Origin of the sequence: Actinocatenispora rupis (genome assembly GCF_016861975.1) — a bacterium.
Lineage (GTDB): Bacteria > Actinomycetota > Actinomycetes > Mycobacteriales > Micromonosporaceae > Actinocatenispora > Actinocatenispora rupis.
Window position 1 is genome coordinate 46,782 of sequence record NZ_BOMB01000014.1, and the last position, 24,912, is coordinate 71,693.

The window sequence follows — 24,912 nt, forward strand, 5'->3', positions numbered from 1 at the left end:
TTTCGCATCGATAAGGCCACGAGCCTGGTGAAGGGCTTGACAGCCCTCATCCAGGGCGATGGAATGTGGGGACTTTTGAAAGGTCGCGTTTGATTCTTCGTACTTTCCTGTAGGGGGTTCCGATGGCCCAGTCTCCGACCGGCCCGGGTCCGCACCTGTCCCGGCGTGGCCTGCTGCGCGGTGCCGCGTTCGGCGCGGGCGCGCTCGCCGTGCCCGGCCTGCTCGCGGCCTGCGGTGGCGGCAACAGCAGCAGCAGTGGCACCACGAAGAGCGGCGGGAGCGGTACCAACATCTCGTTCGGCTCGAACTACTCCGACCCGGCGCCGAAGTCCGCGTTCGCCGGGCTGATCAACGACGCGAAGGCGGCGACCGGCGTCACCACGAAGATCAACACCACGGACCACAACACGTTCCAGAACAACATCACGTCGTACCTGCAGGGCACGCCCGACGACCTCGCGACCTGGTTCGCCGGCTTCCGCCTGCAGTACTTCGCGGCGCAGGGCCTGCTGTCGCCGATCGACGACGTCTGGGACAAGATCGGCAAGAACTTCAACGACGCGGCCAAGTCGCTGTCGAAGGGCGCCGACGGGCACTACTACCTGGTGCCGCTGTACAACTACCCGTGGGTCGTGCACTACAACAAGAGCACGTTCGCGCAGAAGGGCTACGAGGTCCCGACCACGTGGGACTCGTTCATCGCCCTGGCCAAGAAGATGAAGAAGGACGGCCTGACGCCGCTGGCGTTCGCGGACAAGGACCTGTGGCCCGCGCTCGGCACGTTCGACATCCTCAACATGCGCATCAACGGCTTCGACTACCACATGAAGCTGATGCAGAACAAGGGCGCGGCGTACACCGACAAGGAGATCACCGCGGTCTTCGACCACTGGCGCGAGCTGATGCCGTACCTGCAGTCCGGGGCGAACGGGCGGATCTGGCAGGACGCGGCGAAGACGCTGGAGGCCAAGCAGGCCGGGATGATGTTCCAGGGCACCAACCAGGTCGCCGCGCAGTACGCGACCGACAAGAAGGACGTCAAGGACCTCGACTTCTTCGCGTACCCGGAGATCAACTCGGCGTACGGCCAGGACTACATGGACGCGCCGGCCGACGGGTTCATCATGCCGAAGAAGGCGAAGAACACGAAGGGCGCCAAGAAGGTCCTGGAGTACATCGGCACGCCGGAGGCCGAGACGTCGTACCTGAAGGGCGACTCCTGGGACGTCGGTCTCGCCACCGGGCTCGTCGCGCCGACGTACAACGACATCCAGAAGAAGTCGGCCACGATGATCGCGAAGCAGAAGGCCGTCGCGCAGTTCGGCGACCGGGACACCGACCCGGCCATGGCGACCGCGCTGGAGCACGCGATCCAGGACTTCATCGGCAACCCGACCGCGTCCAACGTCCAGTCCCTGCAGAAGAGCCTGGCCAAGCAGGCCAAGTCCATCTTCGGCTGAGCGGTTCGCACGGCAGGCTGCCGGTACGACGAGGGGTCGTGCCGGCAGCCCCACGAGTACGGGAGGAGCCCGGCACATGGCTTCGACGGTGACCGACGCGGCGGACGACGCCGCACCGTCGCCGGTGACACCGCGGCGCCGGAAGCACCGGGTCGGCCGGCTCACGCGGGGCGAGAAGATCGTCGTCCTGGTGATGCTGGCGATCCCGGTGATCGTGGACCTGGCGTTCGTGTGGGGTCCGGCGCTCGCCTCGGTGTTCCTGTCGTTCTTCAAGTGGAGCGGCATCGGCGGGCTGGCGCTGCGGCACTGCCGGGCGCCGGGTGGCCTGCTGCCGGACAACGGCTGCTTCATCGGCGGGGACAACTACACGCAGGCGGCGACGAACTACCCGCCGTTCTGGCCGGCGGTCGAGCACAACGTCATCTGGCTCGTCGTGTTCATCGTGTTCGCGACGCCGCTGGGGATGCTGTTCGCGGTGGTCATCGACCGCGGAATCAAGGGCAGCCGGATCTACCAGAGCGCGCTGTTCCTGCCGGTCATGCTGTCGCTGGCGCTGATCGGGATCATGTGGGAGTTCGTCTACTCGCCGAACTACGGCCTGATCAACACCCTCACCGGCCACAACACCAACGGCAACCTCGTCGACTGGCTCGGCGACCCGCACCTCAACCTCTGGGCCGTACTCGTCGAGGCGACCTGGCGGCAGGCCGGGTACGTGATGGTGCTCTACCTGGCCGGGCTGAAGGCGGCGGACCCGTTGCTGCGGGAGGCCGCCACGGTCGACGGGGCGAACGCGTGGCAGACGTTCTGGCGGGTCATCTTCCCGACCCTGAAGCCGATCAACATCGTCATCCTGGTCGTCACGGTGATCGAGTCGCTCCGCGCGTTCGACCTGGTGTACATCACGAACCGCGGGTCGAACGGCCTGGAGATGCTGTCGGTGCTGGTCACCAACAACATCGTCGGTGAGACGTCGCGGATCGGATTCGGCTCGGCGCTCGGCGTCGTGCTGCTGGTCATCTCGCTCGTCCCGATCTCGATCTTCCTGTACCAGAACTTCAAGCGGAAGGCGGAGCGATGACCGCGGCTGCCGTGTCCGAGCGGGTGCGGCCCGCGCGCGCGTCGGGTACCGGCCGGGCCCGCGTCGGACGGATCCTGTCGTACGTGCTGATGATCGGCGCGACGGTCCTGTGGATCACCCCGATCGTGTTCACGCTGTACGTGTCGCTCCGGCCGTACTCGGAGACCTCGAAGCTGGGGTACGTGTCGCTGCCGCGCAGCCTCACGTTCGACAACTATCGCCAGGCGTGGACGCAGTCGGACATGCTCCACTTCTTCCTGAACTCGGTGGCCATCACGGTGCCGGCGGTGATCCTGACGCTGTTCTTCGCTTCGCTGGTGGCGTTCGTGGTGGCGAAGGTCAACATCAAGATCAACGTGGCGCTGCTGATCGTGTTCACGGCCGGCAACCTGCTGCCGCAGCAGGTCATCATCACCCCGCTGTACCGGTTGTACCTGCTCATCCCGGTGCCGGGTTTCCTGTCCGAGAGCGGCCTGCTGTACAACTCGATCATCGGCCTGGTCGCCATCAACGTGGCGTTCCAGCTCGGCTTCTGCGTCTTCGTGCTCAGCAACTTCATGCGCACGGTGCCCGACGAGATGTACGAGGCGGCCGTGGTGGACGGCGCCTCCCTCTGGACCCGGTACTGGCGGCTCACCATGCCGCTGTGCCGGCCCGCGCTGGCCGCCCTCGCCACCCTGCTCACGACCTGGATCTACAACGACTTCTTCTGGGCGATCACGCTGATCGAGACGGGCAGCCGGCGGCCGGTCACCTCGGCGCTGGCGAACCTGCAGGGACAGTTCGTGTCGAACCAGAACCTGATCGCCGCGGCCGCGATGATGGTCGCCATCCCCACCCTCGTCGTGTACGTCCTGCTCCAGCGACAGTTCATCTCGGGGCTGACGCTGGGTTCCACCAAGGGCTGAGCCCGCCGCGCCCGCGCGGTCCGACCGGTGCAGGGGGTCGGCGCGCGGGCCCGGGCGTACCTGCTGACAGAATCGAGCCATGCCCGACAGCCGACCGCGCGTCTTCTCCGGCATCCAGCCCACCGCCGACTCGTTCCATCTCGGGAACTATCTCGGCGCGCTGCGCAACTGGGTGCCGCTGCAGGACACCCACGACTGTCTGTACTGCGTGGTCGACCTGCACGCGATCACCGCCGGCCACGACCCGAAGGTGCTGCGCCAGCGCACCCGGGTGGCCGCCGCGCAGCTCCTGGCGATCGGCATCGACCCGGAGCGCAGCATCCTGTTCGTACAGAGCCACGTGCCGGCGCACGCCGAGCTGGCCTGGGTGCTGAGCTGCATCACCGGCTTCGGCGAGGCGAGCCGGATGACCCAGTTCAAGGACAAGACGGTCAAGCAGGGCTCCGACCGGGCCAGCGTCGGCCTCTTCACGTACCCGGTGCTCATGGCCGCCGACATCCTGCTGTACCGGGCGCACGAGGTACCGGTCGGCGAGGACCAGCGGCAGCACCTGGAACTGTCCCGCGACCTGGCGCAGCGGTTCAACCGCGACTACGGGAAGACGTTCGTGGTGCCGGAGCCGTACATCCTGCGGGACACCGCGAAGATCGTGGACCTCCAGGACCCGACGAGCAAGATGTCCAAGTCGGCGTCCACCCCGAACGGCATCATCGAGCTGCTGGACGAGCCGGCCCGCTCGGCGAAGAAGATCCGCAGCGCCGTCACCGACACCGGCCGCGAGATCGTGTACGACCCGGAGCAGAAGCCCGGCGTCTCCAACCTGCTCACCATCCACTCGGCGCTCACCGGTACACCCGTCGCCGACCTGGAGAAGCAGTACGAGGGCCGCGGGTACGGCGACCTCAAGAAGGAGCTGGGCCAGGTCGTGGCCGACTTCACGGCGCCGATCCGGGAGCGCACGCAGGCGTACCTGGACGATCCGGCGGAGCTGGACAAGGTGCTGGCGGTGGGAGCGGAGAAGGCGCGGCAGATCGCCGACCAGACCCTCCGCACCGTGTACGACAGGGTCGGGTTTCTGCCGGCCCGCTGAGCCGGCGGGGCTGTACGGGAAACGTTCCGGCCGGTTAGGGTGCTGGCGCTTGGTGCCGGCGGTACCGACGCGGTCATGTGGAGGCGCGATGCGGGTCATCGGGGTGGCGATCGACGTACCCGAGCCCTGGGGCAGCTATCTGAACCGCTGCCGGGCGCGGACCGGCGACCCGCAGGCCGCGTACGTGCCGACCCATCTGACGCTGCTGCCGCCGACCGAGATATCCGACGAATCCGAGCCGGAGGTCGAGCGGCACCTGGCCCGGGTGGCCACCGCGCATCCCGCGTTCGGCCTGCTGCTGCGCGGTACCGGCACGTTCCGGCCGATCACCGACGTGGTGTTCGTGACCGTCGCGGCGGGGATCAGCGAGTGCGAGCGGCTCGCCGCCGACGTACGGTCCGGGCCACTCGCCCGCGAGCTGAGCTACCCGTACCACCCGCACATCACGGTGGCCCAGGACGTACCGGAGATGGAGCTGGACCGGGTGTTCGCCGAGCTGGCGGACTTCGAGGTGCGGTTCGACGCGGTACGGTTCCGGCTGTTCGCGCACAACGGCGACCGGCGCTGGCGACCCTGCCGCGACTTCGCGCTCACCGGCCCGACCCGGTCCTGAGCGGACGACACCGCGGGCCAGGCGGCGGCGACCGCGGGCAGGACAACGGTTTCAGCCTTCCAGCCGCACAGGGCTTCGGGCACAGGGCTTCGGGCATAAAAAACGACCCATGGGTGCTTCCTCCCCTGCTGTCGCAGGAAAGGTCCGGGTGGACAAGTCCCGGAACCCATGGGTCGGATGGTTGTCTGGGATTCACCGGCCGCCACGGTCGTCGCCGCCCACGTGTTGGCGACGATGGCTGCCTCTGGTCGGTAAAAACCAGTCGTCCGACGTTCGGCGGCCTAGCGGACAACCACCTCGTGAGTCCGTTTACCACACATTGATCGGACCACCTCCTTTCCCACGTGGCTCGAACAGTACTTCGCCGTCGCGGCGTCGCCAAGGTCTTTTCCCGCCGGTACCGGGACGGCGTCGGCCGTACGCGGGGGCAGCTTCGACCGTACGTAGAAGGATGGTCATACTCGGCGGTGTGAAGCTGTCTCGGTTGACGTCGACCCTGCTCGTCGCGTTCGGTGTGTGGTCGTGGGTGATCTGGCCGCGGTTCGCGGTGGCGATCTGGCAGGACGACCGGTCCTGGCACGGCGGTTCGCCCACCTCGTTCCTCTGGGTACACGCGCTGATCGTGGTCGCGTCGGTGGTGTTCGGCACCGCCATCGGGGTGCTCGGGATCCGCGGCTGGTGGGCCCGTCGTCCGGTCCGCGGAGACGGTGCCGGAGGCCCGCATTCGAGATAGTCGGCTCCGATCGTCGCCCTCCGCCGTGGCCCTCGTCGTCCTGGCAGGTCACGGCTCGGTGTCGGGAGCCCCTCCGTGTCGGTACCAGCGGGTAGTGCCCGCTACGCTGCCCACCGGTGAAAGCCACCGCGACGGCGCGGTGGCTGCTGCGGAAGGAGACCGTCTTGCGCCGGGTGCGTGGGGTGCGGCTCGTCACGGTGCTCGCGGTCGGAGGGCTCTCGCTCGCCGTGGCCGCCGGGTGTGGCAAGCCGCCAGCGAAGAATGCCAGCGGTGGTAGTGGCGGCGGGCAGTACAAGGCCTGCATGGTCACCGACACCGGTGGCATCGACGATCACTCGTTCAATGCGTCGGCCTGGCAGGGCATGCAGGACGCCAAGGCGGCGGACAGCAGCGTGGTCGTCCAGAACACGCAGTCGTCGAGCGAGCAGGACTACGAGCCGAACCTGACGAAGTTCGTACAGGCCAAGTGCGACCTGATCGTCGGGGTCGGCGGCCTGATGGCGGACGCGGTCACGAAGGTCGCGAAGGCGAACCCCAAGCAGCAGTTCGCGATCATCGACGCCAACGTCGCCCTGTCGAACGTGTACTCGATGCAGTTCAACACGGCGCAGCCGGCGTTCCAGGCCGGGTACCTGGCCGCGGGCATGTCGAAGACCGGCAAGGTCGCCACGTACGGCGGGCTCAAGATCCCGCCGGTGACGATCTACGAGGACGGCTTCGCCGAGGGCGTCGCGTACTACAACCAGCAGAAGCACAAGAGCGTCAAGCTCCTGGGCTGGGACGAGAAGAGCCAGAAGGGCGTCTTCGCGAACAGCTTCACCGACCAGAACAAGGGCCAGTCGATCACCAAGACGTTCCTGTCGCAGGGCGCGGACATCGTCCTGCCGGTGGCCGGCGGTACCGCGCAGGGCACGGCGTCGACGACCGCCGCGTCGAACGGCAAGCAGTCGACCATCTTCGTGGACTTCGACGGCTGCGTCAGCGCCTCGACGTACTGCAAGACGTTCCTGACCTCGGTGACCAAGGGGATCGCCGGCTCGGTCAAGGACGCCGTCGTGGCCGGGCAGAAGGGCAAGCCGCTGACCGGGTCGTACATCGGCGACCTGAAGAACAAGGGCGTCGGCCTGGCGCCGTACCACGACTGGGACTCGAAGGTTCCCGGTGCGCTGAAGACCGAGGTGACCCAGATCGGCGCGGACATCGAGTCCGGCAAGATCACGGTCAAGTCCACGGCGCAGCCGAAGTAACGAAGGGTTGTTCGGCGGTGGGGCCCGCGGGCTCCACCGCCGGCTCGTCAGGGGAGGCGGACGCTGAAACTCGAACTGCGCGGCATCACCAAGCGGTTCGGCGATCTGGTCGCCAACGACCGCATCGACCTGACGGTGGAGCCGGGAGAGATCCACGCGCTCCTCGGTGAGAACGGCGCCGGCAAGTCCACCCTGATGAACGTCCTGTACGGCCTGCTGACGCCGGACGAGGGCGAGATCCTGGTGGACGACGTACCGCAGCGGTTCGGTTCGCCGCGGGACGCGATCGGCGCCGGGATCGGCATGGTGCACCAGCACTTCATGCTCGTCCCGGTGTTCACCGTCGCCGAGAACGTCATGCTCGGCGCCGAGCACACCACCGGCATCGGCTGGCTCAACCGGCGCAAGGCGCGCCGGGACGTCGCCGAGGTGTCCGAGCGGTACGGCCTGCGGGTCGACCCGGACGCGCTGGTCGAGGACCTGCCGGTCGGCATCCAGCAGCGCGTCGAGATCATCAAGGCGCTGGTCCGCGAGGTGGACCTGCTGATCCTGGACGAGCCGACCGCGGTGCTCACCCCGCAGGAGATCGACGACCTGCTCGACGTGATGCGTTCGCTCAAGGACGCGGGCAAGTCGATCGTGTTCATCACGCACAAGCTGAAGGAAGTCAAGGCGATCGCCGACCGGATCACCGTGATCCGGCGCGGCCAGGTCGTCGGGGCCGCCCAGCCGGACGCGTCCGAGGACGAGCTGGCCGCGCTGATGGTCGGCCGGAGCGTGAAGCTCACCGTGGACAAGCTGCCGGCGTCGCCCGGCGACCCGGTCCTCGACGTCGCCGGCCTGGCCGTGGTCGACGACCGCGGCCAGCGCGTCGTCGACGACATCGACCTGGAGGTACGCCACGGCGAGATCCTCGGTGTCGCCGGTGTCGAGGGCAACGGCCAGACCGAGCTGATCGAGGCGATCATGGGCCTGCGCCCCGCCATCGGCGGTACGGTCCGGCTCAACGGTCGCGCCATCCACGACACCCTCGGCCACCAGTACGGGACGACGAGCGACATCCTCGCCCGCGGCGTCGGGTACGTGCCGGCCGACCGCGGCCACGACGGGCTCGTCGCCGACTTCTCCGTCGCGGAGAACCTGGTGCTCGACACGTACCGGCGCCCGCCGTACGGGAAGGGGCTGTCGCTGCGGCCGACCGCGATCCGGGAGTCCGCGCGCGAGCGGATCGACGAGTTCGACGTGCGGACCTCGTCGTACACGACGGCGGTGGGCACGCTGTCCGGCGGCAACCAACAGAAGGTCGTGGTGGCGCGGGAGATGTCCCGCCCGCTGGAACTGCTGATCGCGGCGCAGCCGACCCGCGGTGTCGACGTCGGGTCGACCGAGTTCATCCACGGGCGGATCGTGGCGGAGCGCGACCGGGGCACCGGCGTCCTGCTGGTGTCGAGCGAGCTGGACGAGATCCTGGCGCTGGCCGACCGGATCGCGGTCATGTACCGGGGGAAGGTGCTGGCGGTCGTCGGCCCGGACACCCCACGCGAACGGATCGGCCTGCTCATGGCCGGCGTCACCGGCGAGTCGGCCGCGGAGGAGACCGATGAGTAGCGACGAGGAGCGCCCCGGCGGCGGTCCGGCCGACCCGGACGGCGGGGCCCCCGGCACCGGTACCGAGACGGCCACCGCCCCGGCGAAGCGGTCCGGGCCCAGGGCCGCGGTGCCCGGCGACGCGAAGCGCACCCGTACCGGGATCGTCATCGACGCGCTGACCACGGCCAACACCTTCACCGTCACCGTACTGGCGATCGTGCTGGCGCTGGCGGTCGGCGCGGTCGTGATCGCGCTGTCCGACCAGGCCGTGCTCGACTCGATGAAGTACTTCTTCGCCCGCCCCGGGGACACGTTCGCGGCGGCCGGGCACGCGATCGGCACCGCGTACGCGGCGCTGTTCACCGGTTCGATCGTCGACCCCGAGACGCTGAACGAGGCGTGGTGGGGCATGACGAGCTGGTCGTCGGTGCTGAGCCCGATCTCGGAGACCCTGACGTACGCGGCGCCCCTGATCGGTACGGGCCTGGCCGTGGCGCTGGCGTTCCGGGCCGGCATGTTCAACATCGGCGCGCAGGGCCAGGCGATGATGGGCGCGATCGGCGCCGGGCTGGTCGGGTTCATGGTGCCGTGGCCGCCGGTGATCGGCGTGATCGCGGCGCTGCTCGGCGGCCTGGTGGGCGGTGGCCTGTGGGGCCTGCTCGCCGGCTGGCTGAAGGCCAAGTTCGGCGCGCACGAGGTGATCACCACGATCATGCTCAACTACATCGCCGCGCCGAGCTTCGTGACGTGGCTGGTGACGCAGCACGGCGTGCAGCAGCCGGGCCGTAACGACCCGATCAGCAAGGCGGTCGAGCCGAACGCGCAGCTGCCGCACCTGTTCGGCAGCGGGTTGCGGGCGAACCTGGCGATCATCCTGGTGGTCGGCGCCGCGCTGGTGGTGTCGTGGCTGCTGCGCCGCTCGACGCTGGGCTTCGAGTTCCGCGCGGTCGGCTCGAACCCGAACGCCGCGCGTACTGCGGGCATCAGCCTGAACCGGACGTACCTGCTGGTCATGCTGTTCGCCGGGGTACTGGCCGGGCTGGGCGGGGCGAGCATCGTGCTCGGCAACACGCCGAACGCGATCACCCCGTCGGTGGTCGGCTCGATCGGCTTCGACGGCATCACGGTGGCGCTGCTCGGCCGGGGCCGCCCGGTCGGTACGGTCCTGGCCGGCCTGCTGTTCGGCGCGTTGCAGGCGGGTGCGGGTCAGATGCAGGTGACCTCGCAGGTGCCGATCGAGGTGTCCACGATCATCCAGTCCCTGATCGTGATCTTCGTGGCGGCGCCGGCGCTGGTGCGGGCGATCTTCCGGCTGCGGGCGCAGCGGGTCGGCGCACTCGGGCAGAACCTGGCGAAGGGATGGAACGGCTGATGGTCGGCCCCGGGCAGGTGATGGTCTCCGACGTTGTCGCGGAGTCCGTTGCGGTACACGGCTTCTGGACGCGCTCGCGCAAGTCCGGCCTGGTGTACCTGATCGTCGGGCTGTTCGCGGCGGTGGTGTTCGGGCTGGCGACGAAGGCCGGCGAGACCGCCACGTTCACGCTCTCCACGAAGCCGGGCGGCGCCGGGCTGGACCTGCCGGCGCGGGCGTTCGCGATCGGGTTCGGGCTGGTGTGCGCGCTGACCGGCGCGGCGCTGCTGGCCGGCTACTTCCGGCGGCACTTCGGCGCGACGACCGCGGTGGCGATCGTGTCGTTCGTGCTGTCGTTCCTGTGCTGGCAGGTGGCGGGCAACGACCTGCCGCTGGTCGGGCTGGCCCAGCAGACCCTGTTCCTCGCGGTACCGCTGATCCTCGGGTCGCTCGCCGGCGTGCTCGGCGAACGGTCCGGCGTGATCAACGTGGCGATCGAGGGGCAGCTGCTGACCGGCGCGTTCTGCGGCGCGCTGTTCGGTTCGATCGCGGCGAGCGCCTGGGTGGGCCTGGTCGCCGCGGCCATCGGCGGCGGCCTGATCGGCGCGATCCTCGCCGTCCTCGCCATCCGGTACCTGGTGGACCAGGTCGTACTCGGCGTCGTGCTCAACGTGTTCGCCATGGGCGTCACCGGCTACCTGTACGACCGGTTCATGCAGCCGAACACGCAGGCGTACAACAACCCGCCGACGTTCCCGGCGATCCACATCCCGCTGCTGGCCGACATCCCGGTGATCGGCCCGGTGCTGTTCCAGAACACGATCATCACGTACCTGGCGATCGTGCTGGTGGTGGTCGTGTCGCTGGCGCTGACGAAGACCCGGTGGGGCCTGCGTACCCGGGCGGTCGGCGAGCACCCGACCGCGGCGGACACCCTCGGTATCCGGGTCCGGCTGGTCCGGTACCGGAACGTGATCATGGGTGGGCTGATCGCCGGGATCGGCGGCGCCGCGCTGACGGTCGGGTCGGTCGGCCAGTTCGGCAAGGACATGTCGAACGGGCGCGGCTTCATCGCGCTCGCCGCGCTCATCTTCGGCCGGTGGAGCCCGACGGGCGCGCTGCTCGGCGCGCTCCTGTTCGGTTTCGCCGACGCGCTGCAGTCGAACCTGTCGTCGCTCAACAGCGTGGTTCCGTCGCAGTTCCTGACCATGCTGCCGTACATCGCGACGATCCTGGCGGTGGCCGGTCTGGTCGGGAAGGTCCGCGCGCCCGCGGCCGACGGAAAGCCGTACGTGAAGAGCTGACGTGAGCGAGTGCGAGTGAGTGGGTCGACCGAGGTGTCCGCTGAGCGGTCCGACGACGGGGGCACGCCCGTACGGGTGGACTGGGACGTGCTGCGCGCAGCCGCGACCGACGTGATGGCCCGCGCGTACGTGCCGTACTCGAAGTATCCGGTGGGTGCGGCGGCTCTCGTCGACGACGGCCGGGTCGTGGTCGGCTGCAACGTGGAGAACGCGGCGTACGGCGTGGTGCTGTGCGCCGAGTGCGGCGTGGTGTCCGCGCTGCACGCGAGCGGCGGGGGCCGGCTCGTTGCACTGTCCTGTGTGGACAGTCGCGGTACCGCGCTGATGCCGTGCGGACGCTGCCGCCAGCTGCTCTGGGAGAACGGCGGGCCGGACTGCCTGGTCGACGCCGCGCCGGCGCCGGTGTCCATGCGGGAGCTGCTGCCGCGGGCGTTCGATGTCGAGGATCTCGGCCGCGGATCCCTTGCCCCGTAGGAGAATGGGGACCGCGGGACCGCGCCGGGCACCGGCGCCGGGAAGTACCGTGCGCGCGGGCCGCCGACAGCGACCCGCCGCGCCGAGCGCAGTATCCGCCGGAGGTCGGAGCGCATGACACAGGGATTCGCCGCGGTGGACGTCATCCGGGCCAAGCGGGACGGGCACGAGCTGTCCGACGCGCAGATCGACTGGGTGATCGACGCGTACACGAGGGGGACGGTCGCCGACGAGCAGATGTCGGCGCTGGCCATGGCGATCCTGCTGAACGGCATGACGCCGGCGGAGATCGCCCGCTGGACCGCCGCGATGATCGCGTCCGGGGAGCGGCTGGACCTGTCCGGCGTCGGCCGGCCCACGGTCGACAAGCACTCCACCGGCGGGGTCGGCGACAAGATCACGCTGCCGCTCGCGCCGCTGGTGGCGAGCTTCGGCGTGGCCGTACCGCAGCTGTCGGGGCGGGGGCTCGGGCACACCGGCGGCACGCTCGACAAGCTGGAGGCGATCCCCGGCTTCCGGACGCGGCTCGGCGCGGACGAGTTCGCCGACCAGCTGCGTACGGTCGGGGCCGCGGTGTGCGCCGCGTCCGACGCGCTCGCCCCCGCCGACCGCAAGCTGTACGCGCTGCGCGACGTCACCGGCACCGTCGAGTCGATCCCGCTGATCGCCAGTTCGATCATGAGCAAGAAGATCGCCGAGGGCACCGGCGCGCTCGTACTGGATGTCAAGGTCGGGTCGGGTGCGTTCATGAAGGACGTCGGGTCGGCGCGCGAGCTGGCCCGCACCATGGTCGAGCTGGGCGGCGCCGCGGGCGTGCGTACGGTCGCGCTGCTCACCGACATGTCCGTACCGCTGGGGCTGGCCGTGGGCAACGGGATCGAGGTCGCCGAGTCGGTGCAGGTACTCGCCGGCGGCGGCCCGGCGGACGTGGTGGAGCTGACGCTGGCGCTGGCGCGGGAGATGCTGGCGGCGGCCGGGCTGCCGGACGCGGACCCGGAGGGTGCGCTGGCCACCGGCAAGGCGATGGACGCGTGGCGGGCGATGGTGGTGGCGCAGGGCGGCGACCCGGACGCCCCGCTGCCGACCCCGAAGGAGGTCGAGCTGCTGCGCGCCGAGTCGTCCGGCGTGGTCGCCGGCCTGGACGCGTACGGCGTGGGTGTCGCGGCGTGGCGCGCGGGCGCGGGTCGGGCGCGCAAGGAGGACCCGGTGTCGGCGGCCGCGGGCGTACTGCTGCACCGGCGGCCGGGGGAGTGGGTGGAGCGCGGCGACGTACTGGCGGAGCTGCGGGCGGACGATCCGGCGCGGATCCCGGCCGCGCTGGCGGACCTGCGGGCGGCGGTCACGGTCGCGGACGCGGCGCCGGAGCGCCCGCCGCTGGTGATCGACCGGATCGCGTAGCGCCGGCGCCCGCGGCACGCGTCGCGTCAATCTGTACTTGACGACTGGTCATGCGTCAACTTACCGTTGACGCATGACCAGACCGCAGGTGTCCCTCGGGACTCTCATCGACCAGGTGTCCGCCTCCGCCGACGACCCGCTCGATCGGCTCGACAAGGCCGTCCGTACCGCCGGCGATCTCAGTACGCTCGGCGACCAGCTCGTCAGCCACTTCGTCGACGCCGCCCGCGCGACCGGCGCCTCCTGGGCGCAGATCGGGCAGTACCTCGGGGGCGTGAGCAAACAGGCCGCGCAGCAACGGTTCTCGCCCGACCTGGCCAAGTTCGACTTCTCCCGCTTCACCGAACGGGCCCGGCGCGTCGTGGTGGGCGCGCAGAGCGTGGCCGAGCAGCACGAGCACAGCTACATCGGCACCGAGCACCTGCTCCTCGGGCTGTGCGCCGACCCGGACAGCCTGGCCGGCAAGGCGCTCGCGCAGCTCGGCGGCTCGCTCGACGCGGTGCGTACGGCGACGGAGGGGCGGCTGGCCGGGCCGAGCCCGGTGCAGGCGAAGCCGCGGTTCACCGTCAAGGGGCGCGCCGCGCTCGCCCGCGCGCTGTCCGAGGCGCTGGACCTCGGCCACAACTACATCGGTACGGAGCACCTCCTGCTCGGTCTCGCCGCCGGCGGCGGTACCAACGACGAGCCGTCGCTCGCGATGGAGATCCTTGCCGCGCTGGGCATCCGGTACCAGGCGCTGCACGACAACCTGGTCGAGCAGCTCGCCGGGTACCAGACCAAGTAGGGTGCGCGCATGCCCGAACTGATCAGTGCTCCGACGCGGATCCCGGTGCCCGGCGGCAAGCTCATCGACGAGTACGCGGGGCGGGTCACCACCGGCACCGGGGCCGTGTCCGTCGCCCACATGGTCGCGCCGGCCGGCTGGGAGGAGCCGGCGCAGACCCCCGAGTTCGACGAGTACACGGTGGTGTTGCGGGGGACGCTGCTGGTGGAGCACGACGGCGGCGTGACCGAGGTGTCGGCGCGACAGGGTGTCGTCACTCGGGCGGGCGAGCGGGTGCGCTACCGCACCGGTCCGGACGGCGCGGAGTACGTGGCGGTCTGCCTGCCGGCGTTCGCGCCCGATCTGGCGCACCGCGAGGACTGACCCCACCAGGGGTACCCGTCGTCATCCAACCGCCCGTGGCGCGTTGATCACGCGATGACGACGACGGGGGTGGTTGTGGTGGAACGGGCGGTACTCGACCGGGCGGTGGACGTGCCGGATCCGGTCACGGTACGGATGGGCACGGTCGAGGAGCTGCGCCGGCTCGGCGTACGGGTGCCGCCGCCGCAGTACCCGCTGGTGTGGGATCCGGGCGACACGGTGCGGCTCCGCCGGCGCGGTGACCTGGCGGCGCGTGCCGCGATCCTCGGCGTACTGCTGGCCACGCACGACGGTCTGCCGCGGCGGCAGGCGATGCGCTGGCTGCGGGACGCCCGGCTGCTGGAGCGGGTGACCCCGCGCGAGTGGCGGTTCATCGCCGGCGGAGTCGGCGACGCGGCCCTGATCGACCTGGAACGCGACGCGCTGCACGGCCTGGCCTGGCTGCTCGGCCTGGTCGACGACCTCGATCCGCGGCTGCCGCGCTCGCCGTACCTGGCGGGTCTGCTGCCCGACCCGCGTACGCCGGGCGAGGAGTACCCGGCGTGGCGGGCGACGGTGCCGCGGGACGGCCGCGACCCGGTCGAGGCCGCCGTCCTGCTCGACCTGTACTACTGCCTCGACTGGGCGTACCAGGAGGCGGACCGGCGGCGGGAGGACCCGCCGGGTGCGGTGCCGCCGGTCGCGATCGGTGCCCGCCGGTGGGCGCTGGAGTGGGCCGTGGTGCTGACCGGCCGGTACCACGAGGATCCGGCCGGCTGGGAGGACGTCGACCTGTCGGTCTGACGCCGGCTCGCGTCGGGTGGGAACGGCGGCTCGCGCCGGGTGGGAACGCCGGCGCCGTTCGCCGGTCGAGCGCGGCGGGAGGCCCGGACGTCAGGAGAGGCGGATGAGGCGGCGGCGGACCGCCTCGGCGACCGCCGCGGTACGGCTGTCGACGCCGAGCTTGGCGAACACGTGCACGAGGTGCGTCTTGACCGTCGCCTCGCTCAGGTAGAGCCGGGCGGCGATGTCGCGGTTGGCGAGGCCGTCGGCGACGAGCTGGAGGATGTCGGTCTCCCGGTCGGACAGCGTGGTCGCCGGCTCGCGTACGCGGCGCATCAGGCGGGTCGCGACCGCCGGGGCCAGTGCCGTACCGCCGGCGGCGACGGTACGGATGGCGTGGAACAGGTCGTCCGGCGGCCCGGCCTTCAGCAGGTACCCGTCGGCGCCGGCGTCGAGCACCCGCGCGAGGTCGGCGTCCGAGTCGTACGTGGTGAGGACGAGGGTGCGGAGGCCGTCGGGGAGCCGGCGGATCACCTCGACCCCGTCGATGCCGGCGCCGAGCGCGAGGTCGACCACGACCACGTCGGGGCGCAGCGCGGCGGCGAGCGCGAGCGCCTGCTCGCCGTCGGCGGCCTCCCCGGCGACCTCGATGTCGTCGACCGGGGTGAGCAGCGCGACGAGCCCGGCGCGTACGACGGGGTGGTCGTCGACGAGAAGCACGCGGATCATCGCGCGTCCGGTACGGAGGCGGCGACGACGGTGCCGCGGCCGGCGCCGCTCTCCACGACGAGGGTGCCGCCGATCTCGGCGAGCCGGTTCCGGGCGAGCCGCAGCCCCTGCCCGCGTACGCCGTCGGGCCGGGCGCCGGCGGGGTCGAAGCCGACGCCGTCGTCGTACACGTCGAGGGTGGTGCCGTTGTCCACATAGGACAGCGTAAGGACGGCGGTACGGGCCTGCGCGTGTTCGCGGACGTTGGCGAGGGCGCCCTGCGCGACCCGTAGCAGCGCGGCGGCGACCCGGGGCGCGAGCGGCCACTCCGTGCCGTCCACCCGTACGGTGACGGCCAGCCCGGTGCCCGCCCCGGTACGGCTCGCCAGCTCCCGCAACGCCTCCGGCAGCGACCCGGCGGTGTCCAGGTCGGCCGGCGCGAGGTCGTTGATCACCCGGCGCGCCTCGGCCAGGTTGTCCGCCGTCGCCTCCTCCGCCAGCGCCAGGTACCGCCGGGCCGCGGCCGGGTCGCTGTCCGCCGACCGCTGCGCCGCCTGCACCAGCATCCGGGTACTCGAAAAGCCCTGGGCGAGGCTGTCGTGGATCTCCCGGGCGAGCCGGGCGCGTTCGCCGAGGACGCCGGCGGTGCGTTCGGCGGTGGCGAGCGCGTCGCGGGCGGCGAGCAGGTCGGCGATGAGGCGGCGCTGCCGGCGGGTCTGCGCGGCGAGCGCGGCGTACACGGCGACGGTGATGCCGGCGACGGCGACCGGGGTCAGCACGACGCTGGCGTCGAGCCGGACGCCGAGACGTACCTGGGCGACGATCACGGCGGCGGTCAGTACGGCGGCGAGGGCGATCGTGGCGCGCGTGGACAGCAAAGGCAGCGCCACGAAGAACAGCGGTACCGCGCAGATGCCGAAGCTGGGCGCCACCACGACCAGTGCCAGCCACAGGACGACGACCACCGCGAGCCAGCCCAGCCGTACCCGGTGGTTCTCCGGCAGCACCGTGCCCACCGCGTACGCGAGGGCGAGGGCGGCGACGAGGCCGACGACCGTACCGGTGGCGCCGTGCCAGCCGTGGTGCGCGACGAACCGGGCGGCGGACGCGGCGAGCAGCAGGTAGAAGCCGATGTGCATGACCGGGCCGAGCCAGGGCGGCGTGCCGGCCTCGGCGTCCGTCGGCGTATCGGGAGTGGTCACGCCACCACGCTAGCCCCGGTGGCCGGGCCGGCATCGATCAAAAGGTTGAGCGTGCGGCGCCGCGTGACGCCGCGGTACCGATCGTCCGCGCGATCCGGCGGGGCGGCGCCGGCCGGAGAGTGGAGTCAGCCCGTTCCGCGGCCCCCCGGCGGAACGGGCACCCAGCCCGGATCCGATACGGAAGGAACCCCCGATGAGCATGAGCATCACCCGCGGCAAGGTCGCGCTGGCCGGCGCCGGACTGGCCGTCGTCGGCGGCGTCACCGCCCTCAGCCTCACCCACCCGGCCGGTGCGGACGCCGCCCCGAAGCCCACCACCCCGGCGATCACCCAGCAGGTACCGGTGCTCGGGGTGGACGCGGCGACCCGGGCCGCGCAGGCCGCGCTGGACGCCGCCGAGAAGGACGGCCAGCACGTGACGGTCACCGTCGTGGACCGGTCCGGGAACGTACGGGTGCAGCTGCACGGGGACGGGTCCGGCCCGCAGACCGGCTCGTCGTCGGAGAAGAAGGCGTTCACCGCGGTGTCGTTCAACGCGCCGACCTCGGACCTGGCGAAGCGCGTCACCGGGCCCGGTGCGACCCTCCGCGACATGGACGGGACGCTGTTCCTGTCCGGCGGCGTACCGGTGACGGTCAAGGGTGCGCCGGTCGCGGGCATCGGCGTCGGCGGCGCCCCGGACGGCTCCCTCGACGAGAAGTACGCCAACGTCGGCCTGGCCGCGCTCCGGTGACGACACGCCGCGCACTGGTCGCCCTGGCGGTCGCGGTACCCCTCGTACTGTCGGCCTGCCGGGGCGCACCGCCCCGTACGGAAGGAACGCCCGTGCCCGAGAACACGCCGTCCGCCTCGGCGAGCCCGAGCGGAGCGCCGAACCGTGCCGCCGACGCCGCGCTGCTGGCCGCCGCCCGCGGTGGCGACGCCGCCCGGGTACGCGCCGCCCTCGCCGACGGCGCCCGTACCGAGGTCCGCGACGGGCACCGCCGTACGCCGCTGCTGCTGGCGGTGACCGGGGACCACGTGGCCGCCGCGACGGTCCTGGTCGAGGCCGGCGCCGACCCGGACGCGCTGGACGACCGGCACGACACGCCCTTCCTGGTGACCGGCGTGACCGGCAGCGTCGCGATGCTCGACGCGCTGCTGCCCGCGCACCCCGACACCACGATCACCAACCGGTACGGCGGGGTGTCGGTGATCCCCGCCTCCGAGCGCGGCCACGCCGACTACGTCGAGGCCGTCCTGGCGCGTACCGACGTCGACGTGAACCACGTCAACGACCTCGGCTGGACCGCCCTGCTGGAGGCCGTCGTACTCGGCGACGGCGGGCCGGCACACCAGCGGGTCGTACGGTCGCTGCTGGCGCACGGGGCCGACGTGAACCTGCCGGACCGGTCCGGTGTCACGCCGCTGCGCCACGCCGTCGACCGCGGCCAGTACGAGGTGGCGGACCAGCTGCGGGCGGCGGGTGGCCGGTAGCCGGATTCCGGGCCGGTACGGGGCCGACTAAGGTCTCTCTATGGCACGACCTGCACCGAGCATCGAGGACATCCGGCACGCACCCAAGGTGCTGCTGCACGACCATCTGGACGGCGGGCTGCGGCCCGCGACCATCATCGACCTGGCCCGCGACATCGGCTACGCGGACAGCCTCCCCAGCACCGACCCGGACGAGCTGGGCCGCTGGTTCGTCGAGGCGGCCGACTCCGGCTCGCTGGAGCGCTACCTGGAGACCTTCGACCACACCGTCGCGGTGATGCAGACGGTCGAGGGGCTCCAGCGGGTCGCCGCCGAGTGCGCCGAGGACCTCGCCGCCGACGGCGTGGTGTACGCGGAGGTCCGGTTCGCACCCGAACAGCACACCTCGCGCGGACTGAGCCTGTCCGAGGTCGTCGCGGTGGTGCTGTCCGGCTTCGCGATCGGCACCCAGCGGGCGAAGGAGGCCGGCCACCAGATCCGCGTCGGCACCCTGCTGACCGCCATGCGGCACCAAGCCCGGTCGATGGAGATCGCCGAGCTGGCGGTCGAGTTCCGCGACGAGGGCGTCGTTGGGTTCGACATCGCCGGCGCCGAGGCCGGCTTCCCGCCCACCCGGCACCTGGACGCGTTCGAGTACCTGCAGCGGGAGAACTTCCACTTCACCATCCACGCGGGCGAGGCGTTCGGGCTGCCGAGCATCTGGCAGGCGATCCAGTGGTGCGGCGCGGACCGCCTCGGCCACGGCGTACGGATCGTGGACGACATCGCGCGCGTCGGCGACTCGTACCGGATCGGCCGGCTGGGGCAGTACGTGCGGGACAAGCGGATCCCGCTGGAGCTGTGCCCGTCGTCGAACGTGCAGACCGGCGCCGCCGCGTCGATCGCCGAGCACCCCATCGGCCTGCTGCACGACCTGCGGTTCCGGGTCACGGTCAACACCGACAACCGGCTGATGTCCGGCACCAGCATGTCGCGGGAGATGTCGCTGCTCGCCGACGCCTTCGGGTACGGCTGGTCCGACCTGCAGTGGTTCACGGTCAACGCGATGAAGAGTTCGTTCCTCGGGTTCGACGAGCGGCTCGCGCTGATCAACGACGTCATCAAGCCGGCGTACGCGAAGCTGATCGGCTAGGCCGTGATCATGCGGCTGCTCCGGGCGCTCGGGTGGGTCCTGGTCGTACTGCTGACCGTGCTGATCACGGTGCGGTGGGCCGGCTGGGACCGCATCACGCCGTTCATCCAGGCGATGGTCTTCGTGCCGTACCTGGCGCTCGCCAGCCTGCTCGGCACCCTGGTCCTGTTCGCCGGTGGGCGGCGCCGGCTCGGCTTCTTCATGGTCCTCGTGACCATCGCGTACGGCGCGGCCCTGCTCCCGCGGTGGGCGGTCGGCCCCGAGTCCCGGCCGAAGGGGTACACGCTGCGCGTGATGACCGTCAACCTCAACGCGGGGTCGGCGGACGCGAAGGCGCTGGTGCAGCGGATCGCCGCGGTCAAGCCCGACATCCTCGCCGTGCAGGAGCTGACCCCGGGCGAGGCCGGCGCCCTCGGCAAGGCCGGCATCGGCCGGTACCTGCCGGCGAACGTGCTGCGTCCCGCCGGCGGCCGCACCGGCACCGGGCTGTACGCGCAGGGTGCGCTCACCGGCGGGCACCTGTCCGGTACGACGTCGTCGCTGGCCAGGGCCCGGATGTCGGTCGGCAGCGTGTCGCTCGACCTGGTCAGCGTGCACACCCGGACGCCGATGCTCGGCCACACCGTGGCCGACTGGACGCACGACCTCGACGCCCTGCCCACCCCGAAGGACCCCGGTACGCAGCTGCTGCTCGGCGACTTCAACGGCACCCAGGACAACGTGGCGTTCCGCAACCTGGAGCGCGACGGGTACCAGGACGCGGCGATCGCGGTCGGCGCCGGACTGAAGCCGACGTACACGAAGTGGCCGGTGCCGCCGACCCCGGTGGACCACGTGCTCACCGAGGGCCGCGTCCACGCGTACAGGATCTCGGCGTACGACCTGGGTGGCACGTCGCACCGGATCCTCGTCGCCGACCTCGCCGTCGGCTGACACAAGCACGGAAACCCTTGCGGGGCAAGGAAAGCGGGCCGGAGCCACGGTGGCTCCGGCCCGCTTCGTACGCGGTCGGGTCAGGCCGGGGTGGGCGGCCCGTTCGGATCGGTGGTGCTGTGCGGCGGGCCGGACGGGCGCTCGGGCGGCGGCGACGTCGGGTCGTCCGGCGTGGTCGGCGCGGCCGGCCGGGTCGGCGGCTCGTCGAGCCCGATGCGTACGTCGGGGTCCGGGGGGATCGCGGCCGGCGGCGGCTCGTCCAGGCCGATCCGGATGTTCGGGTCGTGGGAGACCTCCGGCGGCGCCTCGTCCAGCGCGGTACGCACCACGTGCAGGGCGCCCTCCGGCAGGTCGGACTGCATCACCGTGGCGCCCGGGAACCGCTCCAGCTCGGTCTGGAGCGCCCCGACCGTGACGTGGCTGAGCAGCAGCGCGAGCGCCGTGGTGCCCGGCCGTACGGTCTCGCGGAGCGCCTTGACCTGGTCGTCCTTGATGCCGGTGTCGATCAGCTTGGCCAGCAGCGCGCCGCCGCCAGCCGAGGCCGCCCCGCCCACCAGGGCCCCGATCGGGCCGCCGAGCAGGGTGCCGATCAGCACGCCCCACATGGCGCCGCCGAGGGCGCCGCGGCCGGGCGTCAGGTCGGTGGTCTCCCGGACCGTGGACCGCCCGTCGGCGTCGCGCATGATGAACACCGCGTCGTGCAGGGCGAGCTGCCCGTCCTTCACCAGGCGCATCGCGGCGAGCAGGAACTCCTGTGCCCGCATCGCGTCCTCGAAGTCGATGACGACCAGCTTGCGCGCGTTCTCCTCGGCCACTGACCCCTCCTGATCACCGGTCTGTACCCCCAGCCTAGGTCAGTTCGCTGGAAATTCCCTGGGTTCGACCCGGGAACGCGAAAGGTTGCAGTGGCGCCGGCCTCATCCGGCGGGACCGCTTGGGAGCAAAGGAAACCCGCGTGCTTTGCTTTCCCCGTACGCCTTGGGGGAGGCGTATTTCGGGGGTTGGAGAAGATCATGCGCACGACCGTTTTCACTGCACTGTTCTCGATTCTGTCGCTGCTCGTCCTCGTGGTCGGCGTCCGCGCCGTGCTGCGCCGGGAGCCCGAGGAGCGCTGAGCCACCCGACCTCGGCGTACCACCGGGTCGTGGACCGGCGGACCCGCCCGCACGCGGGACCGACGGGCACGGCCTAACGTGGGGTGCGTTCGTGGCACGCCGAGGTCGGGAGGTTTTGCGGTGACCGAGCAACTGGAGCACACCGGGCAGGACCTGTGCGGGGTGGATCCGCGCACCGGCGAGCCGGTGGGGTCACCCGTACCGGCGAGCGACAGCGCCACCGTCGACGCCGTGGCCCGCGCCGCCGCCGGGGCCGTCGCCCCGCTGGCCGGGTACGGTCCGGCCGAGCGGGCCGGGCTGCTCCGCGCCGTGGCGTCCGCGCTGCGCGACGCCGGCGACGAGCTGGTCGCGCTGGCCGACGCCGAGACGGCGCTCGGGTCGCCGCGGCTGCCGGGCGAGCTGGCCCGTACCTGCGCGCAGCTCGACATGTTCGCCGACGCGGTCGAGGAGGGCTCGTTCCGCGAGGCCACCATCGACCTGCCGGACCCCAACGCCGTCCCGCCGCGCCCGGACCTGCGTCGCCTGCTCGTACCGCTGGGGCCGGTGGCGGTGTTCGCCGCGTCGAACTTCCCGTTCGCGTTCTCGGTCGCCGGCGGGGACACGGCGTCGGCGCTGGCCGCCGGCTGCCCCGTCGTCGTCAAGGCGCACCCCAGCCACCCCGGCCTCTCCGTACGGACCGGCGAGATCGTCACCGCGGCCCTGCGTACGGCCGGGGCGCCGGACGGCACGTTCGCCGTCGTACACGGTGAGCAGGCCGGGCGGGACCTGGTGACGCACCCGGCGATCACCGCGGTCGGCTTCACCGGCTCGCTCGGCGGCGGCCGGGCGCTGTTCGACCTGGCGAGCGGCCGGCCCGATCCGATCCCGTTCTACGGCGAGCTCGGCTCGCTGAACCCGGCGGTCGCCACCCCGGCCGCGGTCGTCGCGCGCGGGCCCGAGCTGGCGAAGGCGTACGTGGGGTCGTTCACGATGGGGTCCGGGCAGTTCTGCACGAAGCCGGGGCTGCTGTTCCTGCCGACCGGGCACGCGCTGACCGACGTCCTCACCCGCGCGGTCCGCGACACCACCGTCGCCCCGCTGCTCAACGCCCGCATCCGCGCCGGGTACGACGCGGGCGTGCGCACTCTCGCCGCCGTCGACGGGGTCCGCGAACTCGTCGGCCCGTCCACCGCCGACCGGCCCGGCCACGCCGCGAACCCGGCGCTGCTCGCCGTCGACGTACCGACGCTGGTCGCGCACGCGGACGAGCTGCTCGCCGAGTGCTTCGGCCCGGTCTCCCTGCTCGTCGAGTACGCGGACGCCGACGAGCTGCTGCGCGCCGTCGAGCTGCTGCCGGGCAGCCTGACCGCGACCGTACAGGGCGAGGAGTCGGAGCCGGAGCTGCCGGCCGCGCTGCTCGCCGCGTTCGCCGAACGTGCCGGCCGCGTCATCTGGAACGGCTGGCCCACCGGTGTCGCCGTCTCCTGGGCGCAGCACCACGGCGGCCCCTGGCCCGCGACGACCGCGCCGCTGCACACCTCGGTCGGCGTCACCGCGGTCCGCCGCTTCCTGCGCCCCGTGGCGTACCAGGACGTGCCGGACGCGCTGCTGCCCGCCGAGCTGCGCGACGCCAACCCGCTCGGCCTGCCGCGGCGGCTCAACGGCACGCTGACCAGCGGTGAGGTTGTCCGGTAACCATTGCCTTCGGCGGTCGCTGCTGGCAGGCTCGGCCCTCGCTGGACCGTGTAGTGAGGAGTCAGCAGTGGCCGCCGATACCGAGCTGGTGTACGACCCGGAGACGTACGTGACGGGTGTGCCCCACGCGGCGCTGGCCCGGCTCCGCGAGGCTGCGGCCGTGTCCTGGGTGCCGGAGCGGTCCGCCGACGGTGTCGAGCACGGCCCCGGCTACTGGGCGGTCTGGCGGCACGCCGAGGTCAAGCACGTACTGAAGAACCCGGCCCTGTACTCGTCCGAGCTGGGTGCCACCCAGATCCGCGACCCCGCCACGCCCGAGGACCTGGCGTACGTGCGGAAGTCCATGCTGAACATGGATCCGCCCGAGCATTCCCGGCTGCGCCGCATCGTGAACCGGTCGTTCACCCCGCGCGCCGTGGACCGGCTGCGGGAACGGATCGTCGAGCGGGCCGGCGTGATCGTCGACGAGATGATCGCCGGCTCCGCCGACGGGACAGCCGACTTCGCCAAGGCCGCCGCCGACCTGCCCGTGTGGACGCTCGCCGACGTGCTCGGCGTCCCGCAGACCGACCGGTACCTGATGTTCGACTGGGCCAGCCGCGTCATCGGCTTCCAGGACCCCGAGTACGCGACGATCTCGATGACCGACGCGGAGGCCGCGACGCCGATGGCGAAGGCCGCCCTCGCGGTCCGGCCGCGGCCCCGGCCCGACGGCACCATGCCCGACCCGCGCACCCGCGACGGCATCCCCGACCTGTACGCGTACGCGCACGAGCTGGCCGCCGAGAAGCGCCGCGCACCCGGCGACGACATCATGTCGATCATGCTGTCCCGGGTGGACGGCGACGGGCTCTCCACCGACGAGTTCGAGAACATGTTCTGGCTGTTCGCCGTCGCCGGCAACGAAACCCTCCGCAACGGCATCCCCGGCGGGATGTACGCGCTGCTCCACCACCCCGACCAGTGGCACCGCCTCGCCGCCGACCGGTCGCTGCTCCCCGCCGCCGCCGACGAGATGCTCCGCTGGTGGACCCCGGTCATCCACTTCCGCCGCACCGCAACCCAGGACACCGAACTCGCCGGCGTACGCATCGCCGCCGGTGACAAGGTCGTCGTGTACTTCGCCGCAGCCAACCGCGACCCGCGCGTGTTCGCCGACCCCGACACGTTCGACGTCACCCGGGCCGCCGCCGACCACCTCTCCTTCGGCCACGGCCCGCACTACTGCCTCGGCTGGATGCTCGGCAAGGCCCAGCTCGTCGCCATGTTCGACGCGCTACTCGACCGCTTCCGCGAGGTACGGCCCGCCGGTGAACCGCAGCGCCTGCGCTCCAACTTCCAGCACGGCATCAAACACCTCCCCATTTCGTGGACGCTTCGCTAGGTGACGCTGCGGCGGCCCCGTTCGTCCGCTGGACTGCGCCGATTCGAGACTTGTGTGCTGACGCACACGGCGCCTCGCCTCGGCTTGCCAGCGAACGAACGGGACTCGCCTCGCTCACGTCCCCCCACAT

23 protein-coding genes and 1 pseudogene are annotated in these 24,912 nt (G+C 71.6%); 21 read left to right on the forward strand and 3 right to left on the reverse strand.

Annotated features, from left to right (window positions below; translation table 11 throughout):
* The first annotated feature begins 122 nt into the window (after positions 1-122).
* From Aru02nite_RS12945 to Aru02nite_RS13015, 15 genes and pseudogenes are all read left to right on the forward strand, one after another.
* Positions 123-1,460: an ABC transporter substrate-binding protein gene (locus Aru02nite_RS12945; RefSeq protein WP_203657731.1), complete on the forward strand. Its 1,338-nt coding sequence runs from the start codon at positions 123-125 to the stop codon at positions 1,458-1,460.
* A 76-nt stretch (positions 1,461-1,536) separates the two neighbouring features.
* Complete coding sequence (locus tag Aru02nite_RS12950; protein ID WP_239076647.1) at positions 1,537-2,541, forward strand: carbohydrate ABC transporter permease; 1,005 nt, start codon at positions 1,537-1,539, stop codon at positions 2,539-2,541.
* Positions 2,538-3,449: a carbohydrate ABC transporter permease gene (locus Aru02nite_RS12955; RefSeq protein ID WP_203657732.1), complete on the forward strand. Its 912-nt coding sequence runs from the start codon at positions 2,538-2,540 to the stop codon at positions 3,447-3,449. The genes Aru02nite_RS12950 and Aru02nite_RS12955 overlap by 4 nt, the downstream gene beginning before the upstream one ends.
* 79 nt (positions 3,450-3,528) lie before the next feature.
* On the forward strand, positions 3,529-4,539 hold the full coding sequence (gene trpS / locus Aru02nite_RS12960) for a tryptophan--tRNA ligase (protein WP_203657733.1): 1,011 nt from the start codon (positions 3,529-3,531) through the stop codon (positions 4,537-4,539).
* 88 nt (positions 4,540-4,627) lie between these two features.
* Entirely contained in the window at positions 4,628-5,152 is a 525-nt protein-coding gene (locus Aru02nite_RS12965; protein WP_203657734.1) for a 2'-5' RNA ligase family protein, read from the forward strand.
* 469 nt (positions 5,153-5,621) lie between these two features.
* The gene (locus Aru02nite_RS12970; RefSeq protein ID WP_203657735.1) at positions 5,622-5,885 is read left to right on the forward strand and encodes an SCO4848 family membrane protein; all 264 of its coding nucleotides are present in this window, start codon (positions 5,622-5,624) and stop codon (positions 5,883-5,885) included.
* 182 nt (positions 5,886-6,067) lie between these two features.
* On the forward strand, positions 6,068-7,132 hold the full coding sequence (locus Aru02nite_RS12975; protein WP_203657758.1) for a BMP family lipoprotein: 1,065 nt from the start codon (positions 6,068-6,070) through the stop codon (positions 7,130-7,132).
* A gap of 123 nt (positions 7,133-7,255) precedes the next feature.
* Positions 7,256-8,740 (forward strand): ABC transporter ATP-binding protein, encoded by a 1,485-nt coding sequence (locus Aru02nite_RS12980; RefSeq protein WP_308446266.1) that lies wholly within the window; start codon positions 7,256-7,258, stop codon positions 8,738-8,740.
* Positions 8,733-10,094 (forward strand): ABC transporter permease, encoded by a 1,362-nt coding sequence (locus tag Aru02nite_RS12985; protein ID WP_203657736.1) that lies wholly within the window; start codon positions 8,733-8,735, stop codon positions 10,092-10,094. Before Aru02nite_RS12980 ends, Aru02nite_RS12985 begins: the two co-directional genes overlap by 8 nt.
* Positions 10,082-11,377 carry an ABC transporter permease gene (locus Aru02nite_RS12990; protein ID WP_373324863.1) on the forward strand — a complete coding sequence of 432 codons (1,296 nt, stop codon included), beginning with the start codon at positions 10,082-10,084 and terminating at the stop codon, positions 11,375-11,377. The genes Aru02nite_RS12985 and Aru02nite_RS12990 overlap by 13 nt, the downstream gene beginning before the upstream one ends.
* A 75-nt stretch (positions 11,378-11,452) precedes the next feature.
* Positions 11,453-11,827: pseudogene (locus Aru02nite_RS12995) on the forward strand (cytidine deaminase); the annotation flags it as partial.
* 138 nt (positions 11,828-11,965) lie between these two features.
* The gene (locus Aru02nite_RS13000) at positions 11,966-13,249 is read left to right on the forward strand and encodes a thymidine phosphorylase (RefSeq protein ID WP_203657737.1); all 1,284 of its coding nucleotides are present in this window, start codon (positions 11,966-11,968) and stop codon (positions 13,247-13,249) included.
* 73 nt (positions 13,250-13,322) lie between these two features.
* Complete coding sequence (locus Aru02nite_RS13005; RefSeq protein WP_203657738.1) at positions 13,323-14,033, forward strand: Clp protease N-terminal domain-containing protein; 711 nt, start codon at positions 13,323-13,325, stop codon at positions 14,031-14,033.
* 9 nt (positions 14,034-14,042) lie between these two features.
* A complete protein-coding gene (locus Aru02nite_RS13010) occupies positions 14,043-14,396 on the forward strand; it encodes a cupin domain-containing protein (protein WP_203657739.1) in 354 nt (117 codons plus the stop codon).
* Positions 14,397-14,531: 135 nt separating this feature from the next.
* Entirely contained in the window at positions 14,532-15,179 is a 648-nt protein-coding gene (locus Aru02nite_RS13015) for a DUF4272 domain-containing protein (RefSeq protein WP_239076651.1), read from the forward strand.
* Positions 15,180-15,269: 90 nt separating this feature from the next.
* On the opposite strand, the gene Aru02nite_RS13020 is transcribed toward Aru02nite_RS13015, so the two are convergent.
* Together Aru02nite_RS13020 and Aru02nite_RS13025 are read right to left on the reverse strand one after the other, a co-directional pair.
* A complete protein-coding gene (locus Aru02nite_RS13020) occupies positions 15,270-15,887 on the reverse strand; it encodes a response regulator (RefSeq protein WP_203657741.1) in 618 nt (205 codons plus the stop codon).
* Positions 15,884-17,068, reverse strand: a complete 1,185-nt coding sequence (locus Aru02nite_RS13025) for a sensor histidine kinase (RefSeq protein WP_239076648.1) — start codon at positions 17,066-17,068, stop codon at positions 15,884-15,886. Before Aru02nite_RS13025 ends, Aru02nite_RS13020 begins: the two co-directional genes overlap by 4 nt.
* A 193-nt stretch (positions 17,069-17,261) precedes the next feature.
* Between Aru02nite_RS13025 and Aru02nite_RS13030 the strand changes: the two genes are divergently transcribed.
* The 4 genes from Aru02nite_RS13030 (at position 17,262) to Aru02nite_RS13045 (ending at position 20,609) form a co-directional block, all read left to right on the forward strand.
* Complete coding sequence (locus Aru02nite_RS13030; protein ID WP_203657742.1) at positions 17,262-17,801, forward strand: GlcG/HbpS family heme-binding protein; 540 nt, start codon at positions 17,262-17,264, stop codon at positions 17,799-17,801.
* A gap of 92 nt (positions 17,802-17,893) precedes the next feature.
* Positions 17,894-18,544: an ankyrin repeat domain-containing protein gene (locus Aru02nite_RS13035; protein WP_239076649.1), complete on the forward strand. Its 651-nt coding sequence runs from the start codon at positions 17,894-17,896 to the stop codon at positions 18,542-18,544.
* 40 nt (positions 18,545-18,584) lie between these two features.
* Entirely contained in the window at positions 18,585-19,676 is a 1,092-nt protein-coding gene (locus Aru02nite_RS13040) for an adenosine deaminase (protein ID WP_203657743.1), read from the forward strand.
* A 9-nt stretch (positions 19,677-19,685) separates the two neighbouring features.
* Complete coding sequence (locus tag Aru02nite_RS13045) at positions 19,686-20,609, forward strand: endonuclease/exonuclease/phosphatase family protein (RefSeq protein WP_203657744.1); 924 nt, start codon at positions 19,686-19,688, stop codon at positions 20,607-20,609.
* An 80-nt stretch (positions 20,610-20,689) separates the two neighbouring features.
* Here the strand turns inward: Aru02nite_RS13045 and Aru02nite_RS13050 are convergent, their stop codons facing one another.
* Positions 20,690-21,424 (reverse strand): DUF1269 domain-containing protein, encoded by a 735-nt coding sequence (locus Aru02nite_RS13050; protein WP_203657745.1) that lies wholly within the window; start codon positions 21,422-21,424, stop codon positions 20,690-20,692.
* Between the two features lie 420 nt (positions 21,425-21,844).
* Between Aru02nite_RS13050 and Aru02nite_RS13055 the strand changes: the two genes are divergently transcribed.
* Positions 21,845-23,398, forward strand: coding sequence for an aldehyde dehydrogenase (NADP(+)) (locus Aru02nite_RS13055; RefSeq protein WP_239076650.1), 1,554 nt, complete (start codon positions 21,845-21,847; stop codon positions 23,396-23,398).
* A gap of 67 nt (positions 23,399-23,465) precedes the next feature.
* Entirely contained in the window at positions 23,466-24,782 is a 1,317-nt protein-coding gene (locus tag Aru02nite_RS13060) for a cytochrome P450 (protein ID WP_203657746.1), read from the forward strand.
* Positions 24,783-24,912 lie beyond the last annotated feature (130 nt).

Coding starts and splice junctions, on each gene's coding strand:
- Aru02nite_RS13040 (WP_203657743.1), top strand. CDS start 18,585: ATGGCACGACCTGCACCGAGCATCGAGGACATCCGGCACGCACCCAAG.
- Aru02nite_RS12955 (WP_203657732.1), top strand. CDS start 2,538: ATGACCGCGGCTGCCGTGTCCGAGCGGGTGCGGCCCGCGCGCGCGTCG.
- Aru02nite_RS13015 (WP_239076651.1), top strand. CDS start 14,532: ATGGGCACGGTCGAGGAGCTGCGCCGGCTCGGCGTACGGGTGCCGCCG.
- Aru02nite_RS13030 (WP_203657742.1), top strand. CDS start 17,262: ATGAGCATGAGCATCACCCGCGGCAAGGTCGCGCTGGCCGGCGCCGGA.
- Aru02nite_RS12945 (WP_203657731.1), top strand. CDS start 123: ATGGCCCAGTCTCCGACCGGCCCGGGTCCGCACCTGTCCCGGCGTGGC.
- Aru02nite_RS12990 (WP_373324863.1), top strand. CDS start 10,082: ATGGAACGGCTGATGGTCGGCCCCGGGCAGGTGATGGTCTCCGACGTT.
- trpS (WP_203657733.1), top strand. CDS start 3,529: ATGCCCGACAGCCGACCGCGCGTCTTCTCCGGCATCCAGCCCACCGCC.
- Aru02nite_RS12950 (WP_239076647.1), top strand. CDS start 1,537: ATGGCTTCGACGGTGACCGACGCGGCGGACGACGCCGCACCGTCGCCG.
- Aru02nite_RS13045 (WP_203657744.1), top strand. CDS start 19,686: ATGCGGCTGCTCCGGGCGCTCGGGTGGGTCCTGGTCGTACTGCTGACC.
- Aru02nite_RS13000 (WP_203657737.1), top strand. CDS start 11,966: ATGACACAGGGATTCGCCGCGGTGGACGTCATCCGGGCCAAGCGGGAC.
- Aru02nite_RS13020 (WP_203657741.1), bottom strand. CDS start 15,887: ATGATCCGCGTGCTTCTCGTCGACGACCACCCCGTCGTACGCGCCGGG.
- Aru02nite_RS13005 (WP_203657738.1), top strand. CDS start 13,323: ATGACCAGACCGCAGGTGTCCCTCGGGACTCTCATCGACCAGGTGTCC.
- Aru02nite_RS12965 (WP_203657734.1), top strand. CDS start 4,628: ATGCGGGTCATCGGGGTGGCGATCGACGTACCCGAGCCCTGGGGCAGC.
- Aru02nite_RS13010 (WP_203657739.1), top strand. CDS start 14,043: ATGCCCGAACTGATCAGTGCTCCGACGCGGATCCCGGTGCCCGGCGGC.
- Aru02nite_RS12985 (WP_203657736.1), top strand. CDS start 8,733: ATGAGTAGCGACGAGGAGCGCCCCGGCGGCGGTCCGGCCGACCCGGAC.